The organism is Sediminibacterium roseum (assembly GCF_009939005.1).
Classification (GTDB): Bacteria; Bacteroidota; Bacteroidia; order Chitinophagales; family Chitinophagaceae; genus Sediminibacterium; species Sediminibacterium roseum.
This window is the reverse complement of record NZ_JAACJS010000004.1, coordinates 1-24,502: the sequence shown is the minus strand read 5'-3', so window position 1 is coordinate 24,502 and position 24,502 is coordinate 1. Positions and strand designations below refer to the sequence as shown.

Here is a 24,502-nt window from a genome sequence, read left to right as displayed (position 1 = left end):
CCAGTACGATTACGCATTTGTAACAATATGTTCTGTTCATTATAATTGATTTTAGTGGGTGTTAAAGATACGAAAGCAGGGCTGGTTGGATATGTTAAATCTGTACACCGTCAATGAATAAAAAAACTCGCTGCGCCTACGAGTACAAGCAATAGTGCCGTTATTTTTTTTTGACGTGTATTACCATGCTTCGCGTAAATCCTACCAGACCATTTGCTAGCCAGGAACGTTATCAGCAGTACCCCCGAAATATTAACCATAGCATAAAACATGGCGAGCAATAAGATATTATTAAAACCATAATCCGCGGCCGCGATAAAAAGATCATGCACTTCCAGGCAGGGAGAGAGCAGCATCATAAGGAAAATGCCCACCATCCATGCCTTGCCTGTGCGCTTTTCCTGTTCATAACTTTCATCTCTTCGTTCATTTTTATTGGCAACCAGGAAATAAGCAATGCCGAACAGGATAAGAACAATTGGTGCGGCGAGGTGAAGGTATGTCTCATAAGTATGGGAGAGTTTTGTTCCCGCTATTCCAAATGAAATACCCAACAGTAAAGTACCCATAACATGCGCACATGCACATATACATGCCATCAGCTCCAGGCGCTGCCGGGTCCAGTTTTCTGACCTGCTTAAGGCGGCTAAAGGAAGCCAGTGATTAGGTATAAGTGCCTGCATCAGAGCCAGCAGGCATGTGTTAATCAATAGTTGAAGCATTGCACTTATTTAATAGTGTTTAACGAGGCAAGCTTTGCTATTTCATTAGTGTTGTCTTTAATGAGCTTGACAGCGATATCCCGAAGATAAGAGTCCTTTCCTGTCTTAAGGTACGAACGGGCTATCATGATTTCACTTTTTTCAATGAGGACCGACATTTCAAGAGACAGTTGATCATCTGACCCTGAATGAGCCATTTTCTCAAAATCATTTTCCGACATGGGAATTTTATACAAAAGTTGATGGGGCTTTTGTACACTGGTGTCTTTGATTACAATTTTGGAAAGAGCACCAATTAATTTATAACTGCGTGAGATTATATCACTTGCTAACACGACTGGGCCTTCCCGGCCTCCTACCGATAGCTCAACATTTGCGATATCTATCAATGCCTTTCGATGTATAGTGATTAATTTGATAAAAGCAATCTCTGTATTTACTGCCTTTTCCGCATCTTTCAGCTCATGCGTTAGCTTGTCAGTAAAACCGATAATGGTTCCAATGTGATGCGAGGTGTCAGGCTTTTGATTTTTTGCTTTTATATCTGCAGTATCCGGCTCAGGCCCATGAATGTTGTGGTCCGACGTGTCGTGACAGGAAAACAAAAAGCCAACATATAAACATACAAGAAGCCCCCGGATCATGGCATTGTTTTTTTTACAAATTTACTATCTGTAAATATACCAATGTTAGTCCCGTTCAAATGGTTTAAATTTGAGAATATTTTTACGAAAGATCAGGCCTCTTTTACCCATTGATTCTCTATTTAGATTGCACATGAAACAGCAAACTGTTACTGTCATAGGCGCATTTCTATTTACTGCAGTAATTCTATTATTGGGCTATATTGCTTTTGGTTTTTGGACAGCGTTGATTTTTACCTCAGGTTTTCTTGGCGGTTATTTGTTGTGGATCTTCGTAACGGGAAAGCCATCCTTTGCTTCCCTACGTGTTCCGTTTTGGGTATCATTTTCTTTATTCATCGTACATAGAGTTGAAGAAAAGATTTACGGTTTTTTTGCCCGTCTTTCGGATATTACCGGCGTTCAAACACCCGCTATTTCTTCGTGGCCTGTAATACTGCTCGTGCTGGTTTCTGTAGGTGCCTGGATTACCATTCCAGTTCTTGTAAAAAAGGGTTATGCATTTGGTTATTATTTAGCATGGACATTTTTTGCGGCTATGGGAATTACAGAGCTTGCCCATTTTATTTTTCCTTTTTTTACCGGACAACCGTACGGATATTTCCCTGGGATGGCCAGTGTTTTGCTACTCGCACCTGTTGCCTGGTGGGGAATGTACAGGCTTTCACGGAAAAATCAATGATCCAAGTGATCAACAATTGTTGATTCATTTTTTAATAGTGAGGAAACCACCCTGTTACACGGTAATTAAAATTGACATACAATGGGAATAGAACTTGAATTAATTATTTTGCTCATCATACAAGCTTTTGCAAATTCATTTTTTGCCAAATTTGAAATTGAAACTCCTGCCTGGAAGAAACTCCTGAAATGGTTGCTGATCGATACGATAACCCTTGGGCTGTATTACATTATTGGCCACTATGCAATTATTCTCCCTTTTGTATTAATTGCAGCTGGAACTATTATTCATTTTAGAATCTGCCGCAAGAATGGCATAGATCCATTGAATGCCACCCCACGCAAAAAATATTATAATCTTAGGGGATGGAATTGGGTCGAGTAAAATGAGATCACTTAATCTACAGTTTTGCCGAAAGTCAATTCTTGCCGCCTGCGCCGTAATGTAATTTCTATTGCGCTTTAAAATCCGTAGCTATACTAATCTGGATCATTTATACATCTCATAAGAAACACCCAACATTTTTTTGCCGTCATAAAATGCAGAACTGTACAAATTACCTTTTCGATAAATGAGAGATAAGTACGGGTCATGCACTTTGTTTAAATCGTTGTGCACCGCTTTAGCATCTTTATTAAATCCTGTTTGAGATATATAAAACATCAATTCAACCGCTTTGTTTTTAGTAAGTGTTTCTTTTTCATTCCATGAAACGTATGCAAGGATTTTCTTCCTGACTTCTACACTGTCTGGTAGGTCAATATGTCCATCAAGGAAGAAATGTTTAACAGGAAGCGAATCAACCGATGAGACTGTCAAATGACTTCCGCCAGGATCAATCGGAAAGATCTCAAATTGAGTATACTGCGAATCGCAGGCATTCAGAAAGCCCAAAGTTAATCCTATAAAAAAAAGCGAAAATATATTTTTAAGCATGCTGTAGATTTCTAAAACAAGGTAATAGTAAAAAAAATAACTGTAAAATTGCGAAGAACTTTAACCTGCGTGGGAAATAAAAGAAAAAATGGAAAAATTACTCTTGGCTACCGAGCCCGAAGACTAATTTCCATTGCTGCAATATGGCACCTAATAAGAGGGCTTAAAAATAAGTCGAGAATCCGAATTGAAATCCTGCCAGCCTGGATGGAGGATTACCTAAAAGATCTGTTTGCCAGTTATAGCGATAGTTAAACCTGAAAACTGTTTGCGGTGTCGGCCGCCAGCTGATGGCGGAAACAACTGAATAAATATGATCTGCAATATTATCCCCAGTTGAGATAAATTTTCCTTTATTCCAATCCACATGTTCTAACCTGATCGCTGCGTTGATAACAGATTTTTCAAAACCAAAAAGTGATCTTGAATATACGGGTTGAACAATATCCAGGAATCCACCTTGTTGCGCGCGCCCAAACTGCGCAGTATAGGTGTTGGGAACATCTACCGAAACCCATGCCCATTCACCATTGATGAATGTTTTTGTTTTGGAAAGTGTTGTGTTGAAATCAATCGCATACACATTTACGTTTCTTTTTTTGTCGAGGATAAGGCCGTCGTCCTGGAACTTATTGTAAACGCCACCCATATAAGAAAGTCCGATCTCTCCAATGCGGTTGTTACGCAGGGCAAATTTTGCAGTAAGCAACGGCACACCATTAAAAGATTCTTCAAACCTGTCGGGGTTTTCCTTTGCTGCAGGCAGATAAGTTTTGTTCTGCCCATTCGATATGATGCTTTCATCAAACCCGTTTGTTAAATAAAGTTCGTAACCATATACCCAATCTTTGCTGTATTTTTTTCCATATACGCCGAATCCAACATTACTCCAGGTAGCGGGCAGCATCTGTGTAGCAGAAATCGGACGGTCAACAAATTCCCATTTGGGGCCATCGTGGTTCTGGTTAAAAGAACCGATGGGGTTCATGACCACGCCACCGCGGAAATTTAAAAGGGGTGCCAGTTCAAAATCGATAGATGCAAATTCTATATTGATCTCTTTGGTTCCATCTTCGAATTCGATCTCGGAAAGAAATTTTAGTCTTTTGGAAATGGAAGAGGCAACAAACAATGTGAGCCTTCTCATCTGGAACTGGTGGCCCTCGCTGATACCATTTTCATTCAGGTATTGATAATTGGCTTCTACATATCCTCCCAACGAAACAGGCAGCTTACCGGCAGCGAGCAACGGCCTGTTGTACACGGCATCCATATTCAATAACATCCTTGAAGTATCGGTAACAGGTTTCCGTAACAGGACCGGGTCTATTTGCGCAAATCCTTTGCAAATACTCAAAGCCAGCAGAAATAATATCGCGAGATTTTTCATGATTGTTTTCTTAGGTCGATGAATATGTCGCTGTTAGTAACCTGTATGGGGAAACTGCGTAAGGAATTATCTGCGGGACCATTGGTAGCGATGCCCTTGTTGTTGAAGGCGCTTCCATGGGCAGGGCATTGCAGCGAATCGCCGGATGCCTGCAATTCTGTTCCCTGGTGTGTGCAACGCATCCACAAGGCAGAATATTCCTGGTCGCTGAAACGGTACACATAGATGGGGTATTGCAGCGTATCATTTCTTATGATGATAAAAGAGCGGTATGCCGGTGTTCCCTTCTGGTTAAAATTGAAATCATTTTTACTGATCCTTACTCCATCGTTGCTGATGTTGCCCGCAATAAAATGTGTTACGCCACATGATGAAAGCACAGAAGCCATAGCCGTCATTGATAAGCAGGCCGTGCACGCTTTAACGATAAAATCCTTCCTGTCCATTTCTCTTTTTATAATGATTCTAAAAACTGTATCAGTTTCGCTTTATCTGACGCGTTAAGCTGTTGAAATTTAGTTTTACTCTGTGAGGCTTCACCACCATGAAATGAAACGGCTTCTTCGATACTTTTCGCTCTTCCATCGTGCAACAGGAATACTTTACCGCCCTGCGAATTTTTTGATAGGCCCAATCCCCAAAGCGGAGGCGTTCTCCATTCGGCTGGCATAGCTGTTCCTTCAGTATAACCGTCATTTAACGATGGTCCCATATCATGCAATAAGAGATCGGTGTAAGGAAAAATTGTTTTATTAGCTAATGCTGCGATAGTTGAAGGGCCTGTTTGCATTTGCGGTGTATGGCATTTGCCACATGAAATATTGGTAAAAATCTGTTTACCCGCTATTACATCCGCATTGTTCTGATCCCGCTGTATCGGCGCTTTGAGGGTTTTCAGATAAAAGATCACATCCAGTACTTTTTGATTGGAGATCTCCGGATCGATCTGTAGTCCATTATATGTGTTGTAAGATTCATAGGACGAGTTCACACCCATATCCTGGTTGTATGCGTTCGCTGTTTGCTGTTGAAGATCATAAACTGCTGCTTTTTTACCGAAGCGGCCAATATATCTTCCGTTACGCTCAATCGTTCCTGGGCGTGATAAACAGTACACGGGAATATGTATCCAGTTGGGTCTTCCGGATATACCGTCGCCATCTGCATCCAGTTCATCTGATAAACCAAGAAGGGTAGCATCAGGCACCGCTTCCAGTAATCCAAGTCCCGTATTGGCGGGAGGTGTAAAACTGGAAAAAGTTGCGCCTGTTGGAATCGTTTCAGGCTGAATGCCGGGTAGGGCCCTCGATTGTAATTGCGGGCCTCCCAGATGTAAGAATTTGTTTCCAAGTGTATCGCTCTGTCCGAAACGTGTGAGCGTGGTAAAGGGATGTCCTTTTCCATCGCCCGCGTGACATGAACCGCAGGAGGTGGCTACAAAGGTTGGCCCCAGCCCATTAGAACTGGTGAAAATATCATCATTAAAGGCAATGTCCCCACGCAGGAAAGCCTGGTTTTGTTCGCCGCTCAGACCTTCAACAGGCCCGTCCAGCACACTATCATCTGCGGGAAGGCCTGGCAATAGCTTATTGCAGGATACCGTGACCACAACAGATCCCAGTAACATGGTGATCAATAAAATTTGCCTTTTACCCATCCGTAATTTTGGCTAAAGGTAAAATATATTTGGTTATGCCAAAATATATTTTTAGACGAGCCTAATAATTATGTTTTAGAATTAGGTGTATCTTTCGGTTATGAAGTCTGCAACTCTTTTGAGTTTTACGGAAGAAAATTACCTTAAGGCCATTTATTCCCTTACGCAAAAGCATGGCTCGCCGGAAACATCTACAAGTCATATTGCGGAACAGCTATCCACCAAGCCGTCTACCGTCACAGATATGCTAAGGAAGCTTGCTGATAAGAAACTGATAGCATATGAAAAGTACAGAAAGATTGAATTAACCAAATCCGGCAAGCAGCTCGCAATTCTGGTAATAAGAAAACATAGGCTATGGGAAGTTTTCCTGCATGAAAAATTACAATTCGGCTGGGATGAGGTTCACGAAATAGCTGAACAACTGGAACATATTCAATCAGAAGAATTAATCACCAGGCTGGAAAGGTTTTTGGGGTTCCCGAAGTTTGACCCACACGGAGACCCGATACCTTCTGCAAATGGTGAACTACACGCAGGTCAAAGAATTACATTATCTGATGTACAAATTAATAAAAGCTGCGAGGTAGTTGGCGTAAACGATAGTTCTGCTGTTTTTCTTAAATACTTACAACAGGTTGATATTGGAATCGGTACTAAAATAAAGGTATTGGAGAAGATCTCTTTTGATGGATCCATGGCCATAAGCTTGCCCAGGAAAGTAAGCATTTCGGTATCAAAGAAGTTTGCGGACAATCTCATGGTAATTCTTTAAATAGTATCAGTTTGATAAGGCTGGTATATTAGCAAGACATTAAGTATTAAAAAGTATCAATTAGGCTATTTAAGTAGCCTAATTAATGTAAATTGCGACAGTTGATTAGCTTAATTTACAAAAAATGGATATTTCCAGAGTTATTCAGGAGCAAATAGAAGCCAAAATTGGCCTTCAGAAAGTAATCATGCTGTACGGTACCCGCCGTACGGGAAAGACGACGATTATTGAAAATATTGTCCAAAAATATGGCGATGAAGCCTTATTGCTGCAAGGTGAGGATATGCAGGTAGCTGAGCTTTTGCAAAAAAGAACAGTAGCTAATTACAAGCAGCTAACAGCAGGAAAAAAGATCATAGTTTTAGATGAAGCGCAGGTCGTGCCGGAGATAGGCAAAATTTTAAAACTAATGATCGATTCTGTAAAAGGTATAACGGTGATCGCAACGGGTAGTAGTAGCTTCGACCTAGTATATTCTACCGGTGAACCTCTTGTCGGGCGCAACCTCGTATATTACCTTTATCCCATTGCGCAGGTAGAACTCTCGGCTACGCAAGATTACCTTACTACCGTAAGAAACCTGGAACAACGGTTGATCCATGGAAGCTATCCGGAATTATGGCATATTGATAAACCACAGGAACAGGAAAACTATTTGAAACAAATGGTAAGCAGCTACCTTTTAAAAGACCTGTTGACGATGGAGAATATAAAAGGGGCTGATGTTTTATACAAGTTGCTACAAATGCTGGCATGGCAGATAGGAAGCCAGGTTAGTACCGTCGAATTAGCCAACAACCTGCAGCTAAATAAAGGAACAGTCGAGAGGTATCTTGATCTGTTAAGTAAAGTATTTATTATTTATCCATTAACGGGATATAGCAACAACCTTCGCAAAGAAATTACAAAAAGCAAGAAATGGTATTTTTTTGACAACGGTATCCGAAATGCGCTGATCGGTAATTTCAATCCTTTGGAACTGCGCAATGATATAGGCCAGTTATGGGAACAATATATTTTAAGCGAACGGATAAAATACAATAGTTACAGGAACTACCAACCACAGTATTTTTTCTGGAGAACTTATGACGGCCAGGAAATCGATTTAATCGAATTGAATAATGGGCAATTACAGGCCATTGAATGTAAATGGAAAGCAGCAAAAGCGAAAAAGCCAGTGGCCTTTGCTAAGGCATACCCGGAAGCAAGCTTTGCTGTTGTCGATCAGGACAATTACCTGGAATGGATCACAGGTAAAATATGAATGGTTGGTTTAAATAGTTAATGTTACAATGGACTATCCAAAAAAGTACTTTTGCAACGCCTTATTAAGTTGTTGATAGGTTGGATCATCTCTGTCTATATCTCCCCGTACCCTGTAATATTGCTTTTCTGCAGCCTCTATTTTGGATTGATTGAAGGGCACAAAATTGAGTAATAAATGAGCGATATCAATATTATCCATTTTGGTAAATAGGGGTTCGCCCTGCTGGTGCTTATTTGTGTCTTTGGACTTAACTTCCTTTTGCAATTCTTTTAATACCTGGAACAGCCCGATTAACTTATCCTTCAAATGAATATTTGAAAGTTTGATTGATCCTGTTTGTTGTTGGTCAGCCAATCTGCCATCAACCTGATCCATGATCTTTTCAACAATAGGTTGTACTTTTTCGCTTACTCTGTCAGCCAGCCTATCTAAATGCGCATCATCAAATGCATTAGAATTATTCGACCCTTGCAATTCATTTTTTACAAGCACCGTTAAATCGTTACGCACAAACTGATTATACATTAATTGTTTACGTGAGTCGCTAACATCATTTATTTTCTTTTCGACCCATTCCAGGCTCAGGTTCATAATTGATCGCCACTTGATAATGTTGGATGTTTTGGAATTAGTTCCCAAACGATCAATCCGGTGCCGCAGTTCAAGCTGAAGAAAATTTAGAAAGGCCGGTTGATCAGGATAGAGATCATAATGCGTACTTATATACCGGATTGCATCCGCAGCATTATAGGCAAACAACTTGGTAAAAATGAAATTATAATACTGTTCTGCATAAGGCTCCTTTGGAAAATTAAGCAGGAAACTCTCTTGCTGATAAGGACCAATTACATAATTAAAATAAGGGATGAACGCTCCTTTTTTCCGGCTGTAATTATTTTCATACCCGGAAATCAGCATCATATTCCGGAATGCCATGCTATTCATCAGGAAGCTACGTATGGACATAGGATCAGGTATTTTTTAAACTTTCAAATAAAGCATTTTCTCCATGACCTTCATATTTCAGGAGGGTTCTAATATCAGAATGTTGTGTTATTTTTTGAATTACCGTCATAGGGACACCCTTTTCAAGCATCAAGGTTACAAAAGTACGCCTTGCCATGTGTGATGACATGAAATCATGTTTAGGCTGCCGGATCTGAACTTCTGTAACACCGCTAAAACGGATTATGCGAACGGGTGTATCAATCTTGACAAGCTTACCGATATCTTTTAAATATTCATTGAATTTCTGGTTAGAGATTTCCGGGAACAGGTAATTGAACTTTTTTAGTATTGGCAAAGCGTTCGCGATAAAACCGGTAAAGGGAACAATGGTATTCTTCTTTGTTTTAATAGAAACGAAGTTCCATTTCTTACCATCGAAATCATCTGGATTGAATCGCATGATGTCGGAGAAACGCTGGCCGGTAAAGCAGCCAAAGCAAAATAGATCACGCACTCTTTCAAGTTTTTGATTTTCGGAAAGATCAAAATTGAGAATTTTAAACAACTCATCCTCTGTTAGTGCTACAATTTCATTTTTACTTTTTCGCTTGATCTGGGTTTTGATCTTGGTAAATCCCGCCGCATTGCTGTGATATTTATTTTCATAAGCCCATTGCAAAAAAGATTTCAGCGTAGCACAATATTTGGCTATCGTGTCATTTAATAACCCCCTTTCTTCTTTATAAGGATTTTCTTTTCCTAAAAGGAATTTCTCATAATCATTGAAGAATGTCTGGTTAAAACTCTGGAAGGTTAATATAACTTTTTTGGTATCCTCATAATCATCCAGACTCTTAAAGATGGTCCGGTATTCTTTGAGTGTACCTTCTGTTAATACGCGTTGTTTTTTTATTTGAAAATCGGCTCTTGCCTTAGTAAGTGAATTTGCCTTTGCCGTAGTTTTACCATTGATAGCGGTGCTAAGCATTTTCTGAATTGCAGATAGATCCAATGCTGCCTGGTCATCATCCTTCAGTTTACTGAATTGTTTAAGAAGTGTATTAGATAAAGTATCCAGTTCGTTGTTTAATTCCAGGCTCCCACGGGTAGTGCTTTTATATTTGCCCTTCTTAAAGTCCCACTGTTCCGGTAATATCCGGAAGTTGGTCTTTATTTTAATTCTTGATCCTCTTTCAAATGTAAAAAACAGGTAAAGTGCGGTGGGCTTATCGTTTAAAATATTCTTTGGATATGGTTTATTACCAGCAGAACAGTCTGCGACAACTTGTTTTACTTTCTCTTTTGCTACCTCTTGTGAAAAGGGTTTGTCCAGATAATAATTGATGAATGCCATAGGTTCAAAGTTATGAGGAATCGAACCTATTTCGGACAGATTTCGGACAGATTTTCTTAATTTAGATAACTATTATTTTAGTTATATTTAACTTTTGAAATATTAAATTAGGTTAAGATCAGTTAGTTAAGTACATATATAAATTAAAAATAATTAAATAAAACAAGGCGGTTCGATTCCTGTCTTCCCGACTTTACAGGACAAGTCAAATTTATTTTTGGCTTGTCCTTTTTTATTTCCGCCTAAATTGCTGTCTATCATGTAAATAAATTTAACAGCTTCATTTAATCTGCCAGTTCGAAGTGAACTATTCTCAAAATGCAATTTTTCAGGGAACATCGAACTAATTACTTCCCGTTTCTTTTCTATATCTGCGCAGCAGTTCTACCGCCTGCTCTGGTTTTAATTTTTCCATTGCACCTCTTCATTAAATCATTCACACAAAACCTTCGTGCAGAAGGACACCTTTCAGAAAGCTAAGATAGCAAATTGTTTTGATAGTTTATGTTTTACCAAAACTTTTTTTATTATCTTTGTCAGGAGATTGAGATAATATATAAATACACTATCGCATTTGATTAAATTTGATGCAGTTTGACCATAGGCAAAATATATGTAGTGGCATAAGAAAGCTAAAAACCAGTAAGTAAGGGCAAATGAGCAAAGTGTATAAAGTTAGTTACAAAACCTACCTTAACGACCGGCTAAAGCAGGTGTACCTGCATGGCCAGCAAACTTATCCTTTATACGTTCAGGTGACCTTTGAGCGCAAGACTATCTTTTTCAAAAGCTACTATTTTGAGCTTTTTTCAAAGTCCAGGTATTTCTTGTCTGCTGCCGGATTGAGCCGTGGCCCCTCTATTGGGGAAATAACAGCCAAAGAAAACGAAGTCATTGATTTTATCATCAACAAGCATCCTGACGATTTTTCGTTAGACATGTTCAAACAGGAATACGCCTTTTACAGCAGGGATCTGTGCGATGTTACAGAGGAAGGCTTTACTGACTATATGTACACCTTCTTTCAGGATAAGGGTATGCCTGCCTTTGCTGTAGCTATCCGGGAAGGCAGCAGGTACCGCATTGCGTATGATGTGGTACGGGATATGAAACGGGCGTTTACAAAACCCCTTTATGAGGAACTGGTCGAAAATTCACTGTATTATGCGCCACCGTATTTACCGTTATATGGATTTATGCAGCAGACAAAAAAATGGCCTATGCTCAGCCTTACGGTTATGGAATGGGAAACTGGCGATACGCAAACTTCATTTACAGAGTACCTGCAAAAATATTATCCTAAAAATGATGCTGGTGAAATAAAGGAACAGGTTAAAAAATGTTTAGCGAACCTAAAAAATGATAAATAAATAGATATTTTAGGCTAAGTGGTAAAGACATCCTTAATCAACTTCTTAATAGTCAAATTTTCCAGTTTGGATGCAATCGGCGACACATTATCAAAACCGTCTTTCCAGTGCATCCCTTCGTTATAAATTATCCCAAGCAGATAATGTGATTCAAGTGAAACCACTCCCATTTCTTCTGCCTTTTCTAATTTAGATCTTGTCTTTTTTGTTGTTAAAAATTCAGTTTGTGCCGCTTGATTTTGCAGTTTATTATAAGCAATTTCTTCAATCTTGACTCTTACACCGCCACAAACTGCAAATGGACAAAATGCTCGACCATTCAAGTAGCTGTCAACCTCACTATTTAAAAATTGATAAAAGTTGTTGACTGACCGTCTTCCCTAACATCAATAACATCTACCAAAGTCCAACCTTTGTGCGGAATGCCATGTTGTTTCCAGAAGTTAGCCATACCATTTGATTTAAAAGTTATCCTTTATGATGCGTTTATCGTTTCTTGCAATAGACACGCACCCGTTCAAATGCGTTATGAGACTATTAACTCCAACTTGGAAATAATCTTTTGGCGTAGCATCTGATGGTGGGTACGGTGTAACAATTATTTTATGCCACTTAAGCTGTAAACACCAGCTTTTGATTCTATCACTTTCAAACGAGGCGTATAAATCGCGGGCAAACTCGTTGCGTATTTTTCTTATCAAGTTCAGATCGTCTTTAATAATTTTATCAATCAACCCTAAACAATAGCACATTTTGATTTTGTTGCTAAAGTTCCCTAAAGGCTGATTAAATTGCATCATTTCTCCCACTTCTTTATCGTCTTCGGGGAAAAAGGCGTAAAGGATATGTTCTAATATCATTTCCAAAAAAGTACCTCCCAATATGGCAATGGCTCTATCGTCTTTACTTTCATAAGTAAAAAGATTATGGAACTCCATCAATGCGTCATTCAGGTCGAAATATCTTTCGACGGCTTTTCCTGTTAAGATGAAATTGCTATCCTTTTCCATTTTATATATTGAAACCTCTGGGGATGATGCCTGTTTCTTTCATTCGAGAAAATACCCTTTTTATCTGGTCTTCACTAAATTTCTTCTTTTCCTCCGACCAGCCATAAAACCGCTGAATAAGCAATGCTTCCGAAAAAATCACGTTTTCTTGCAGCATATTATCCATACATGCGTAAAGCGTTGCCACAATCTCCACAATATCAGATTTTATAGTTTTAAACTTATCGATGATAAACTGGATGCTATCGCTTTCTGCTGAAAAGTATTTCAGGAAATCATTGTGGTGTTGCCCTGCTTTTTCTAATGGCTGATATTTTAAAACCTGGTCTTTTTGATATTCAAACCATTTCTTCTCCTTTAATTGCTTATCAATGGAACGCATTAATCTGTTATCATAAGGCCCCATTGCCTGACGAAGAAAATTAGTTGGCAATTGCATATCCGCTGATTTTTGACAGAGATAGATTAGCTTTTGTAATTTCAAATGGCCTAACGTTGGCTCTTTATGTAATTGCCATACTATTTCTGCTGCAAGAACTGTTCTGCGGTAATAATCTACGTTAGTTGGCTTTAGTTCAATTACTTTCCCTTTAGTTTGTTCTACTGGTTTTTTATCTGCATTTTTATTTTCAACCTCAAACGCCTGATGCAGTAATGCTTTGAGCAATTGCTCGGTGGCTTGTTGGTTGGCAATGATGTGTTCTTTTAATTGTTTTGTTTTGGCTAATTGCTTTTCAATTTCTGCCACTATACGTTTTTGTTGGGATAGTGGGGGTAATGCTAATGCGAAATTTTTTAAATAGGTTTGGCTAATGTTCGGTTGTGCTTGTCCCCAAGAATCTTCGATTATTTTATTTCTGAATGCCCACAAATAATAGAATAGGTATTTGGTTTCATAAAATATATTTTCAAAAATACCACAAACTGCCTGATTCGTTGTACTTTCAAAATTCAAGATACCAAGTTTACCTGCTGTTGCACCGTATAATGCTATCAACAATGTGCCTTTAGGAAATAGTTTTGTTGAAGAGTTTTTAAAGCCTTCCTCTGTTATTTTCTCCTCTGACTCATTCAATATAAAGCTATCAGTTAATTCTCCTGATTTAAGCCAACTTATATTTCCCTTCCAATAAGTAGTATTACTTCTGTCTGGGGTTCCGCCAGAAGTAGAATCTGCAATTTCCCCTAATCTGCACCACACCCAATTTTCAGGAATGTCAAACAGAATTTCTTCGGGTTTAATAGGTGGCAATAATTTTTCTTTCTTGCCTGATTTGGCTTTCTCTGCTTTGATGCGTTTGAGCAATTCGCTTGCAAGTTCGTCTTCTTTGTCTTGTTTTACCAATTTTCCCCGCACCGCTTCTTGTAAAATCGCTTGGTTAAGGTTTTCGAGTTGAGTGAGCTGGTCGCAAAGCAATTTTTGAACTTCCTGTGTTTTATCATATTCTATCAATGCCTTTTTTATTGCAGAATAAAGGTCTTCATAACCCTTTACCAATTCACCGTTTGAAATTTTAACAGCATCATTTTGAATTTCAGTTGGGCAATCGGGTAAAATCAATGATTTTAGATTTTCAGCATTTGCTTTTGGTCTGAAGTTTCTCTCGTTAAGGTTTACAATTTGGCTCCAATAGGCGAAGCTGTGTAAAAACAAATAGATGTAATCAGGGTTTACTTTCTGCTTTGCTCTAATCCTTATCAAGTAGCCCGCATAAATGGAATGCGCAGGTGGATTATCTATTTTAAAACTCTTTCCTGTTGTTCCGCCTGTACGTGCAATTAAAATATCATCTTTTTTAAGCAGATAAGTTTCTTCATCATCGCAATTACAATAAGGAACTGTTTCCCAATTTACCTTGCTTTCATGAATATCGCTTATTCGCAAAAAATTATTCTTACCTGATTGTAAAGCAGAGGCATTGTAACCGTATTGTGTGCCTTCGATTAACTTTTCTAATCGAACAGGATTGTTATATTTCTCAAACAAGTGAATGAGAATTAAAGTGTTTCGTATTTGCTTTTTTATTTCCTCTTGGTCATTGATAAACGTAAGAGGAACATAGTCAAAATTCAAGCGGCTCATTGTCCAATTCGGTTATCAGTTCTGTAATTCGGTTTTGATTTTTCTTAATCGTTTCAATTATTTCATGGCGCTCATAACTTATTTCTTCAACAATCTTGTTAGGGTTTTTTACATCCAGATCGTAACCTCTTTCAATTATGGCGTCAATTGAAACCTTGTAAGCAAATTCGTGTTCTGTTCTTTTGTTCCACCACTTCTTAGTTTCATCAAATTCGGAAATCTGTATGGGTTTTGTCTTGCTATATGCTTTATAGCCATCAGGCAAAGTATGCTCGTAATACCAAATCTCTTTGGTAGGCTTACCCTTTTCAAAGAAAATCAGGTTGGTGTTTACGGTGGCATAAGGGGCAAACACTGATTGGGGTAATCGAACAATGGTATGAACATTACAGTCTTCCAATAATTTCTGTCTTACCCTTTGTTTTACGCCATCGCCTGTTAAACTGCCATCGGGCAATACAATTCCCGCTCGTCCGCCATCTTTCAGCATTTGGATAAACAGAATTAAAAAGAGGTCGGCACTTTCTTTTGTACGGTAATTCAAAGGAAAATTGGTTTCCATTCCATCACCTACCACACCACCAAAGGGTGGATTTGCCACAATTATATCTACACGATCAGCTTGTTTTATCGAAGTATATTCCCTGCTGAGTGCATCCGTATTTACAATTTGCGGTACTTCAATATCGTGGGTAATCAGGTTTACCACACTCAGCATAAATGGTAAAGGCTTTAGCTCTGTACCTGTTACAGTTTCCTGTAAGGTTTTTTGGTCACCAATATTTTTTACTTGTTTTCGCAAATGTTCAATAGCACAAACCAAAAATCCTGCTGTTCCACAAGCTGGGTCGCTAATCTTTTCGCCCAGTTTAGGGTTTACCATATCCACGATAAACTGGGTTACTGCTCGTGGGGTATAAAACTCGCCCGTGTCTTTTTTTGTAGCAAGTCCTTGTAATATGTCTTCGTAAATGGCATTAAAAATATGATGCTCTTTACTACTATTAAAATCAATTTCATTGAGTTTGTTAATGGCCTGACGAAACGTTGTTCCGCTTTTCATGTAGTTGTTAGTTCCGTCAAAAATATTGCGGATAATGACCCCTAATTTATCATCTAAGCCAATAGTTAGATTTTTCAGTTGGGAAAATAACTTGTTGTTCACAAAAGCAATCAGTTCATCTCCTGTAATGCCTTCATCATTTTCCGCCCAATTTCGCCATTGCAATTCCGCAGGAATAGGTGATTTGTAATTAGGTTCAAGTATTTCCTTCTCCTTGTCTTTATCATCAAAAAGTTTTAGAAATATCATCCAGCCCAACTGTTCTATGCGTTGTGCATCACCGCTCAAGCCCGGATCTTTTCGGAAAATATCTCTGATTGATTTTATTATTCCTCCTATGTTGCTCATTTCAATTTATATTTTGAATAATTGGTATTGTCTTTCCAGAAATCATAACAGGCATTCATTTGACCAATTTCAAAAGATATGTCAGCCTTTAATTTCTTCCAATTTCCAAATCCTAATTCCTCGCTTAATTTGTAAAAACCATCTCCTTGATAATTGTCTCCTTTACTAATTACCAATGAACTGATGAGTGGTCTGCCATTCTCATGTTCGTAAACAGAAATCTCACCTAATATTCTGCCGATTTCAGCTCTAGCATATTCAGATTCTCTCATTACTAAACCAAGTTTACATTGGTCTGATAATTCCTGGTATGTAATTGTTTTACCACTACGAGCAATTTCAACTAAATATGTTCTTACTCTTTCGTTCATAAATTATGCTATATTATATAGTTCGTTTTCTAATTCTTTGATGGCTCTTTCGTACTCTTCACGACTACCAAACGCTTTGATGATTTCAGTTACCGAACCAAACTCATTTATGGGTGGAACAGTTAAGATTTGAATATTCTCAATGTTTTCGATGCCTTGATCAGCATATTTGTCGAGTAACGCTTCTAATACTTTTCGAGCTTGGTCGCCATATTTGGTAAAGTAGTTACGTTTTTTCACTCCGTTTGCTCTTTCCTTTCTTGTCATTGGTGGCTGGTCATACGCAACGTGGCAGATTAAATCAAATAAATCTACTTGCTTGTCAACGGCTTCATACAATGCTTCCACCATTACACCTTGTTCTACCAATTCCGCAATGATTGCTTCTTTTCGATCTGAACCTTTCCACTTGTTTAGAAAATCATCTAAGGAGGAAAACTGCTCTTTGATGATTTCCTTGGTGTGGTCTTTAAGACTTGTTGTGATGGGTTTTCCATGTTGGTCAAAATGTAATTCCCGACTAATCAAAACCGAAACATCAACACCATTTACATAGACCTTTCGCCTTGGTTCATTTACAGTTGATGGCGGAAATTCTTGTTCAGGATAACGAATTTCTGGTGGAGTAACTTCGATTTCTTCCCCTGTTTCGATATCGATGATTGGTTCTGCGTTTTCTTCCTCTTCGTCAATAATATCTCCTAAGTCAGTTGCCTCTGTAACAGGTTTGATTCTTATTGGGTCACCATCAAATTGAGGGTCAGCAAAAAGGTCTGTTGCATTTCTGAAATCTAAAATGGTAAAATACAGTTTCCCATATTCCTCATTAATTCTTGTACCTCTACCGATGATCTGTTTGAACTTGGTCATTGAATTGATATTGGAATCCAACACAATCACTTTACAAGTTTGAGCATCTACACCCGTGGTCATCAACTCGGAAGTAGTTGCAATAACAGGATATTTTTCTTCGGGATTGATGAAGTTGTCCAACTCTCGTTTCCCCTCGCCATTGTCACCTGTAATCTGCATTACATATTTGTAATTCTCGACAACCAAGTCCGCGTTATGTCTTGATAATGCGGTTCGCATACGTTCAGCGTGGTCAATGTCCACACAAAACACAATGGTTTTTGCAAAACGGTCGTAACCCTTCAAAAACTCACTTAGTTTTTTTGCAACGGTATTTGTTCTTTCTTCAATTACTAAATTTTTATCAAAGTCCCTCCGGTTATAAATTCGGTCTTCAATTTCGTTTCCATCTTTGTCGGTTTTTCCTTGCTCTGGGCGCCAACCTTCTGTATCTACATTCAATGCAATACGCACCACACGATAGGGGGCCAAGAAACCGTCATCAATCCCTTGTCTCAAAGAATAGGTATAAACAGGATCGCCAAAATATTCTGAATTACTCGCTTCGCTAGTTTCCTTTGGTGTTGCGGTCAAACCTATATGTGTAGCCTTTTGAAAATAGGTTAAAATCTCCCTCCAACTGCTGTCGTCCTTTGCACTTCCTCTATGGCATTCGTCAATTACAATCAGGTCGAAGAAATCCCTTGAAAATTGTTTGTAAACATTGGCCGCTTCATCTGTTCCTGAAAGTCCTTGATAAAGTGCCAAGTAAATTTCAAAACTCTTATCGATCTGCCTATGTTTTACGACAGTCATTTTATCCTTGAAATGTTTGAAGTCTCCTCTGCGTGTTTGGTCGATTAAGGCATTTCGGTCTGCTAAAAAAAGAATGCGTTTTTTTGCTCCGCTTTTCCAAAGTCGATGGATGATTTGAAAAGCGGTATAAGTTTTTCCTGTTCCTGTTGCCATAACCAGCAAAATCCTGTTCTGCCCATTGGCAATGGCTTCAACTGTTCTGTTTACAGCAATTTGTTGATAGTATCTTGGTTTGCGGTTACTACCATCAAAGTAATAGTCTTGTGAAACTATTTTCTCTGCTTGAGGTGTTTCAATGCCTTTATACTTTTTGTATTTCTTCCAAAGGTGTTCGGGAGTTGGAAACTCGTCTAAACCAATGTCAGTTTCAATATTTCCGTCCGTTGCCGTACGATCGTGAAATAAAAACCCATCTCCATTACTGCTGAATACGCAAGGAATATCTAATATTTTAGCGTAGTCTAACGCCTGCTGAATACCTGATCTTATGGAATGACTGTTGTCTTTCGCTTCAATAATGGCAATGGGAATATTCGGCTTGTAATAAAGAATATAGTCAGCTCTTTTCCCTTTTCCTCTTGCTGTCAATTTACCCCGAACAAAGATTTTACCATCAGTGAAAGACACTTCCTCTAATAGCTGAACGTGTTTGTCCCAACCTGCTTTTTCAAGTGCAGGGGTGATAAACTTGGTACAAATATCTCTTTCCGATAAAGTCTTTTTGTTCATGATATCGTCACAGCTTAATTTGTTTTAGTTGTCTCAGAGCCTCTCTTTCTACTTTGTCAAATTCAGGTAAGTCTTTTATCTGTTCACTCATGGAGCTTTTCCAACGGCCTTTATATTGCGGCAGACGTTCCACTAATTTCTTAGGAAAATCAGCGGCGTTTAATCCTTTGCTTGCGCATTTCTTCTTGAACTCATCTAAGTAAAAATCAGCTTCCATTCCATGCTCGACCAATAAATACCAGATATCGTAGAAATCCCTTGCTGCCATACGCTGCATTACAGAGCGTAGCTTTTCGATCAATACTTCTTCGAGTGGATAACATAGCAGATCATATTCTTCTAAATCAGTATAATCAATAAAAGCAGCGTTTAAGACAGGTTTAAATTCAAGTTTTTCGCTTCTTGAAATATCTACTTTTACCCGTTTATTATTGCCTTGTCCACCCAATGGCCCTACATAACTGATATAGAAGTTTATTCCACCATCTTCATGCTCATTATTATCGATTATGTCAAGGGGAATATTTGCTTCGTCCCGGATATATTCAAATGCTTCTTTAAACCATGCAAATATTTGCTCATTGGTAATTTCGTTGTTCAACAATGTGAAATCAAGGTCTTCTGAAAACCTGTAGTCGGGAAAATAGATTTTCTTTAATACAGTTCCACCTTTGAATGCCATGATGTTTGAAAGCTGGTCATGTTGAGACACACCTTTTAATATCCAGGAAAGAATATAGTCTTTCTCTATCTGCTGGTCACGAACACCGACTTCTCTTGCTTTTTGCTGTATTTCTCCGGGCTTAATCATGTGTAAATAGCTGATTTAATAGTTTCTGTTTCCAGATTTTGCTGAATGCCCCACCTGCTTATCATTTTTCCTGACTTAGGTAGTTCAGTATCTAATAAAACATAAGAGGCCGTCTTTTCTTTTAATAATTTTTCTATAATCGGATTATTAATTTCTAACAGCTCCAAGAGAAAGCCAAGCCGCTTAATAACCGCCTGTGAATTAAACCTTTTAGCGTATTCCAGCAGCTTGTCAAATTTAATTTGATTTGCAGAAATACCGATTGCTCTTGCAATTTCAACGATGCCTCCTGCATAATCAGGCTTAAAAAGGCAGTCGATTACTGTCTTTTCAAGATCTGAGCATTGCACTTTATGAAAGTTGTCAATCCAAATCTTTTTCATACCAAAGAAGTGATCCGGATTATGGTATATAAACTGAAAGGGAACGTTTTTAATCTTAATTACTGAAGGCCTAAGCTGTTTGGAAACTACAATTTGCTCCTTTAGTGATGGCTGTGTAATCAAATTATGAATTTGCAACGCAGAATAGTAGCCAATATAATATTGGGCATCTTTTACAATAAATTCCGGTATTAGGTGCCAGTCGGGCATAAATGTTTCAGCATCCTGTTCGTAGGGTATAATATAATAAACTCCCTCTTTTAAGCGCATTAAAAGCCCCCTTTTGGTCATATCACTGAGTAATTCCTTTACTGCGCTTTCGCTTGATTCAGGTAAAGCTTTAAAAGCCTCTGCATAACCAAAGCAAAACCTGTCCTGTTCATTAAAATATGAGAGAAGTTCATTAGATTGCGTAGAGATATACTTATTTCTCATAGTTGAATGGTCAGGTTAAACCTGACTACAATGATATGAAAAATAATCTTACTGATATACAAATAGAGCTATTTTTTTTGTAAAGGTAGCTATTTAGTCAGGATAAAGCTGACTAAATAGCTACGGAACGTAATTTTAATTGCGAATACACTGTATTTGCAATTCTCTGCAATTATTCTCCTTCAGAACTTTCTGAATTGACATAAGCCTTCTCCATCAGCTTTTTTACTTCTTTGCCATTATTATTATATATATAGTTCCACGACTTCCTTATGCGGTCGTTTTCAATCTGTTCCAGCTTGATCTCCTTCTGGTTGTCACTGTAATGGATACCCCACTTATAAAGATTGGTGAGAAAGAGCATAATAGTCAGCCACAAAAACCAACGGCTGAAAACCACTTTGTAAAACAGCTTGGCATCCTGCTCAGGAAATAGGAGTATCTGGAATTTCCTGACAATACTTTTCGGTTGTGTGCCGATCATTAGCTTTACATCAGCAAAGCCGTTTTGCACAATCTGTTGAATGGGCTTGGTATCGGTTGTTACCGAAACGGATTTAGGATTATCCAGTTCTTGCGTAAAATTATCAACCTTGCTACCGATAGAATTAACGGCAGCTACGAGATTGTTAATGGTTTGATTGGTGGTTTTCTGTTCCTGGGCAAATTCTTCCAGCACCAATCCCAATGTTTCTTTTTCGATCTGTTCATTTTTTCCTGTAGTGTCCATAATAATGCGTTTTAATATTATCTGTTTACTTGTATTGTTGGCCTTTTACCTTTTTTCTTAGCCTCTTTGATAAGTTCAGGATTGATATAATCCACCTCGTATTCAGGTTAGTAATTCGTATAAGATGCTGGAAAGCTGTTTTTCAATCATTCCAAAGGATTCTTGTACTTCCTGTTTATGCTCCTGCACCGATGCTTTTAAGTAAGTCATGGATGGTTTATTACCGTCTGCCTGTCTTTGCTGCTTGGCCTTGTTTATTTCCAGTTGCTGCTTGATACTTAAAATCCTATCAATCTTTGACAACGAAAAACCAACCGCGCTGCCCTTAATCTTTACTTTTTTATCGTCGATAAAGGAAATACCCCTGCCTTTGATAACCTTATAGCCCAATGCCTGCATCTGCTTTTCAAAGGCGGAATAGAGGCTTACTTTCTCTAAGGTCTGCCGGATATCCTCCTTTAACCGTTTCTTGCGCTGGTCGTGGCGAGGCAATAGCCTGTCCTTTGGTGAAAGAAACGCACGGGGACTTAATACCTCTTGCAAGTTGTATTGCTTCTCCAAGCTCCGGCAAAGGCTGGCCATGCGTTTATAACTGTTGCTGTCGCTGGCAACCTTACCGTCAAACCCTACACGGTTAGCTGCAATATGGATATGCTGCTCTTTGGTGTCCTTGTGCAGCACGCAGATATACTGGTTCTCTGCCACGCCAAACGCTGCGGCGCAAGCCCTGCCAATTTCCATAAGCTGCTCTTTGGTCAGCGTTTCGCCCGGAGCCAGCCGCAGGGATAAATGCAGTACAGGTTTCTCGACCCGCCTGCTTAATTTCTGAACGTCCTTAAACTGCTGGGTCAGTTCATGCTTATTGCCAAAGCACTTATTGTATTCCAGTACTTCCGCACGTTCCCTGTGCTGCAAATGATCCTGCATGGAAAGCTCCTGTTTCTGCTGCTCGGACAGTTCCTTTTTATCTTCCAGACAGTAGCTGATACAGTGATAAAAAGACGCCCCTATTGATACATGCCCTATCATTGTAAATAGCTTTTAATCTGTACTGCAATCTCTTTTAGCTGGCCTGACTGTACCTTTAATTCTGCACGCTCCAACGGGCTTAATTCATCCGTACCATTCCGCTTTTTAGCGATCTGGTTAAGGTTGGCACCCATGTGGTTGAGCGCAGCTGTAAGGTTTAAAACTTCCTTTGGCAATGCCTTATCCCGCCTGTCAATTTTTCCGGTCAGCCCGATTTCCCGCAGGTATTCCGAAACGGAAAGGTTGGCACTTTTGGCTCTGGCCTCAATTACCTTGCGCTCGTAGAGCGTGCATTTAATTGCCATGAGCTGGTCTTTTTTAACGGCTTTTTTAGGTCTGCCGCCTTTGTTCTTTGTAATAACATTCTGCTCCTCCATAATCTTCCTCCTCTTTATTTTTTGAATGCGATAGCATGAAAAAAATCCCTCATCGAATGCGATAGCATGAGGTGAGCCAGCGTTTTGGTTTTACCAAAACATAGCTGGCTACCCAAAACGTCAAAAAGACCTTCCAATCTTCTGACCTTGCTTTATGTCCGGCTGCTTTTTCACAAACCAATCGTTTAAGTCCTTATGATTGCTGTATAAATGGCTCTGGTCTTTGTACAGATACTGGTTCCACTTTAAGGCTTCCTGAGTGCAATTAATGCCTGCCTTGTCCCTGTCCAGATAAAGGTTTACCTGCTCATGATTTTCCATCAGGTTGCGTGACTTTTCAAAGAAGGAAAGGGAATTGAGCACCAGAAAATTTGTCAGGGGTTCTCCCGCTTTATGGATCATAGTCCGGTAGGACAGGTAGTTGAAAAAGCCTTCAAATACATCTAATAACTTACTTCCGTTATCTATAAAAGTGGTGTCCTTTGGCGAACTGCTGCCCTTGAAGTTTTGGCTTCTTAGCTCATAACCTCCGGCGTTGTTCTGAAAACCGATGACCGTTTGCTTTTTGCCGTACAAAAGAAAGTCCACCTCCCGGCAGAACCGGCTCGCAATGTCCTGCGGTATGTTCCGTTTTTGCAGGTAGTCCAGTAATGATTTATCCGCCAGTACCCGGCTCCCCAAAATGACGATTTTACTTTCAGGGTTTTCTTTCTTTTCACCAGCAGAGAGATTTTGGATATTGTGCGACTGGCTTGTTTGCTGTTGCGGGTGAAAAGAAAAAGTAGGCACTGCCCGTCCTGATAACCGTCGCAATAAATCGGCAACGCTACATTTGAAATACTGCGTGCCGAAGTTTATCAAGTTGCCGCCTTTACCTGTAGCATGGTCATACCACATGTTTAGTTTACGGTTTACCTTAAAAGAAGGTGTTTTCTCCTCTCTTAATGGCGAGAGATACCAGTAATCCTGATTGGTTACTTTTTGGGGCTGATGCCCTAACGAGGCGAGATAATCGACCAGATCAATCTGCTTTGCCCCGCTGCATGTGAGCTTTTCCATATACTTATTTCTTTATTGGGTTATGCAATAGAAAAGCGGCTGCAAGCACGGGTTATTAAACCGCAATGCTTGCGAGCCGCTTTAAATCCATTAAGAATAAGTTCGAAATTTGTACAGGCAGGGCGACTTTAGACTCTTCAGAAATGAAGGGTCTTTTTTTTGTGCTATAGTCAATCATATTAGGGGTTTATAGCTATTCTGGCTTCAGAATAAACCCTATCCTCTCAAATATTTTGGAAGTGCTAAAATGATCCTTGCAGACCCTCTCACCTCAAAATTGGGTATCAAATGGGTATCAAAAATCCAAAAGGAACTGTAAGCATTGAAAATTACAGAACACGGTTAAGGTTAAGGTGGAGATTTCAGGGAGAAAGATATTCCCTCAACCTCTCTCTGTACAACAAGGCCAATCTTGTGAAGGCAAAAAGGTAGCCTCACAAATTGAACAGGACATTTTACACCAGCAGTTTGACTCTAGCCTAAGAAAATATAATGGCAAGTCTGAAGAACCTGTAGAAAGGCAGGAAAAGACCATGACTCGTCCTGAAAAAACCTTACACTGTTAGTAGATAATCCTGGTATTTTCTTTACACTAAATTACGTTTCTATTGATTCAGTTGCTCTTTTGTATTTCTTCCACCGCTTAGGGATCGTTCCCTCG

General features: G+C 39.1%; 25 protein-coding genes. 5 read left to right on the top strand and 20 right to left on the bottom strand.

The window, feature by feature from the left end:
- Window positions 1-110 precede the first annotated feature (110 nt).
- Together GWC95_RS04735 and GWC95_RS04730 are read right to left on the bottom strand one after the other, a co-directional pair.
- A complete protein-coding gene (locus GWC95_RS04735; protein WP_161817549.1) occupies window positions 111-722 on the bottom strand; it encodes a hypothetical protein in 612 nt (203 codons plus the stop codon).
- Between the two features lie 5 nt (window positions 723-727).
- On the bottom strand, window positions 728-1,366 hold the full coding sequence (locus tag GWC95_RS04730) for a hypothetical protein (RefSeq protein ID WP_161817548.1): 639 nt from the start codon (window positions 1,364-1,366) through the stop codon (window positions 728-730).
- A 133-nt stretch (window positions 1,367-1,499) separates the two neighbouring features.
- On the opposite strand from GWC95_RS04730, the gene GWC95_RS04725 reads away from it, so the two are divergent.
- Both GWC95_RS04725 and GWC95_RS04720 read left to right on the top strand, forming a co-directional pair.
- Entirely contained in the window at window positions 1,500-2,048 is a 549-nt protein-coding gene (locus GWC95_RS04725) for an HXXEE domain-containing protein (protein WP_161817547.1), read from the top strand.
- Window positions 2,049-2,129: 81 nt separating this feature from the next.
- The gene (locus GWC95_RS04720) at window positions 2,130-2,432 is read left to right on the top strand and encodes a hypothetical protein (protein ID WP_161817546.1); all 303 of its coding nucleotides are present in this window, start codon (window positions 2,130-2,132) and stop codon (window positions 2,430-2,432) included.
- 105 nt (window positions 2,433-2,537) lie between these two features.
- On the opposite strand, the gene GWC95_RS04715 is transcribed toward GWC95_RS04720, so the two are convergent.
- From GWC95_RS04715 to GWC95_RS04700, 4 genes are all read right to left on the bottom strand, one after another.
- On the bottom strand, window positions 2,538-2,984 hold the full coding sequence (locus tag GWC95_RS04715) for a hypothetical protein (protein WP_161817545.1): 447 nt from the start codon (window positions 2,982-2,984) through the stop codon (window positions 2,538-2,540).
- A gap of 163 nt (window positions 2,985-3,147) precedes the next feature.
- Window positions 3,148-4,374: a hypothetical protein gene (locus GWC95_RS04710; protein ID WP_161817544.1), complete on the bottom strand. Its 1,227-nt coding sequence runs from the start codon at window positions 4,372-4,374 to the stop codon at window positions 3,148-3,150.
- A complete protein-coding gene (locus GWC95_RS04705; protein ID WP_161817543.1) occupies window positions 4,371-4,820 on the bottom strand; it encodes a QcrA and Rieske domain-containing protein in 450 nt (149 codons plus the stop codon). The genes GWC95_RS04710 and GWC95_RS04705 overlap by 4 nt, the downstream gene beginning before the upstream one ends.
- Before the next feature lie 8 nt (window positions 4,821-4,828).
- Window positions 4,829-6,031, bottom strand: a complete 1,203-nt coding sequence (locus GWC95_RS04700; RefSeq protein WP_161817542.1) for a di-heme oxidoredictase family protein — start codon at window positions 6,029-6,031, stop codon at window positions 4,829-4,831.
- A gap of 100 nt (window positions 6,032-6,131) precedes the next feature.
- Between GWC95_RS04700 and GWC95_RS04695 the strand changes: the two genes are divergently transcribed.
- Both GWC95_RS04695 and GWC95_RS04690 read left to right on the top strand, forming a co-directional pair.
- Window positions 6,132-6,806, top strand: a complete 675-nt coding sequence (locus GWC95_RS04695; protein ID WP_161817541.1) for a metal-dependent transcriptional regulator — start codon at window positions 6,132-6,134, stop codon at window positions 6,804-6,806.
- 124 nt (window positions 6,807-6,930) lie between these two features.
- Window positions 6,931-8,070, top strand: a complete 1,140-nt coding sequence (locus tag GWC95_RS04690) for an ATP-binding protein (RefSeq protein WP_161817540.1) — start codon at window positions 6,931-6,933, stop codon at window positions 8,068-8,070.
- A 33-nt stretch (window positions 8,071-8,103) separates the two neighbouring features.
- Here GWC95_RS04690 and GWC95_RS04685 read toward each other — a convergent pair whose 3' ends face one another.
- Together GWC95_RS04685 and GWC95_RS04680 are read right to left on the bottom strand one after the other, a co-directional pair.
- Entirely contained in the window at window positions 8,104-9,039 is a 936-nt protein-coding gene (locus tag GWC95_RS04685) for a hypothetical protein (protein WP_161817539.1), read from the bottom strand.
- 4 nt (window positions 9,040-9,043) lie between these two features.
- Window positions 9,044-10,375 (bottom strand): site-specific integrase, encoded by a 1,332-nt coding sequence (locus tag GWC95_RS04680; protein ID WP_161817538.1) that lies wholly within the window; start codon window positions 10,373-10,375, stop codon window positions 9,044-9,046.
- Between the two features lie 656 nt (window positions 10,376-11,031).
- Here GWC95_RS04680 and GWC95_RS04675 point away from each other — a divergent pair.
- Entirely contained in the window at window positions 11,032-11,745 is a 714-nt protein-coding gene (locus GWC95_RS04675; protein ID WP_202409370.1) for a hypothetical protein, read from the top strand.
- Window positions 11,746-11,759: 14 nt separating this feature from the next.
- On the opposite strand, the gene GWC95_RS04670 is transcribed toward GWC95_RS04675, so the two are convergent.
- The 12 genes from GWC95_RS04670 to GWC95_RS04620 all read right to left on the bottom strand — a co-directional run bounded on the left by GWC95_RS04670 (window position 11,760) and on the right by GWC95_RS04620 (window position 23,841).
- Window positions 11,760-12,068: a hypothetical protein gene (locus GWC95_RS04670; RefSeq protein ID WP_161817537.1), complete on the bottom strand. Its 309-nt coding sequence runs from the start codon at window positions 12,066-12,068 to the stop codon at window positions 11,760-11,762.
- Window positions 12,069-12,206: 138 nt separating this feature from the next.
- Window positions 12,207-12,755 carry a hypothetical protein gene (locus GWC95_RS04665; protein WP_161817536.1) on the bottom strand — a complete coding sequence of 183 codons (549 nt, stop codon included), beginning with the start codon at window positions 12,753-12,755 and terminating at the stop codon, window positions 12,207-12,209.
- 1 nt (window position 12,756) lies between these two features.
- Window positions 12,757-14,838, bottom strand: coding sequence for a restriction endonuclease subunit S (locus GWC95_RS04660; protein WP_160843296.1), 2,082 nt, complete (start codon window positions 14,836-14,838; stop codon window positions 12,757-12,759).
- Window positions 14,819-16,249 carry a class I SAM-dependent DNA methyltransferase gene (locus tag GWC95_RS04655; protein WP_160843297.1) on the bottom strand — a complete coding sequence of 477 codons (1,431 nt, stop codon included), beginning with the start codon at window positions 16,247-16,249 and terminating at the stop codon, window positions 14,819-14,821. The genes GWC95_RS04660 and GWC95_RS04655 overlap by 20 nt, the downstream gene beginning before the upstream one ends.
- Window positions 16,246-16,620, bottom strand: coding sequence for a hypothetical protein (locus GWC95_RS19585; protein WP_202409372.1), 375 nt, complete (start codon window positions 16,618-16,620; stop codon window positions 16,246-16,248). Before GWC95_RS19585 ends, GWC95_RS04655 begins: the two co-directional genes overlap by 4 nt.
- 3 nt (window positions 16,621-16,623) lie before the next feature.
- A complete protein-coding gene (gene hsdR / locus GWC95_RS04650) occupies window positions 16,624-19,017 on the bottom strand; it encodes an EcoAI/FtnUII family type I restriction enzme subunit R (protein WP_161817535.1) in 2,394 nt (797 codons plus the stop codon).
- 7 nt (window positions 19,018-19,024) lie between these two features.
- Window positions 19,025-19,828: a nucleotidyl transferase AbiEii/AbiGii toxin family protein gene (locus tag GWC95_RS04645; protein ID WP_161817534.1), complete on the bottom strand. Its 804-nt coding sequence runs from the start codon at window positions 19,826-19,828 to the stop codon at window positions 19,025-19,027.
- A complete protein-coding gene (locus GWC95_RS04640) occupies window positions 19,825-20,646 on the bottom strand; it encodes a type IV toxin-antitoxin system AbiEi family antitoxin domain-containing protein (protein ID WP_161817533.1) in 822 nt (273 codons plus the stop codon). The genes GWC95_RS04645 and GWC95_RS04640 overlap by 4 nt, the downstream gene beginning before the upstream one ends.
- 172 nt (window positions 20,647-20,818) lie before the next feature.
- The gene (locus tag GWC95_RS04635; RefSeq protein ID WP_161817532.1) at window positions 20,819-21,376 is read right to left on the bottom strand and encodes a hypothetical protein; all 558 of its coding nucleotides are present in this window, start codon (window positions 21,374-21,376) and stop codon (window positions 20,819-20,821) included.
- A gap of 102 nt (window positions 21,377-21,478) precedes the next feature.
- Window positions 21,479-22,405, bottom strand: a complete 927-nt coding sequence (locus GWC95_RS04630; RefSeq protein WP_161817531.1) for a relaxase/mobilization nuclease domain-containing protein — start codon at window positions 22,403-22,405, stop codon at window positions 21,479-21,481.
- Complete coding sequence (locus tag GWC95_RS04625) at window positions 22,402-22,782, bottom strand: plasmid mobilization protein (protein WP_160843303.1); 381 nt, start codon at window positions 22,780-22,782, stop codon at window positions 22,402-22,404. Before GWC95_RS04625 ends, GWC95_RS04630 begins: the two co-directional genes overlap by 4 nt.
- 120 nt (window positions 22,783-22,902) lie before the next feature.
- Window positions 22,903-23,841: a toprim domain-containing protein gene (locus GWC95_RS04620; RefSeq protein WP_161817530.1), complete on the bottom strand. Its 939-nt coding sequence runs from the start codon at window positions 23,839-23,841 to the stop codon at window positions 22,903-22,905.
- Between the last annotated feature and the right edge of the window lie 661 nt (window positions 23,842-24,502).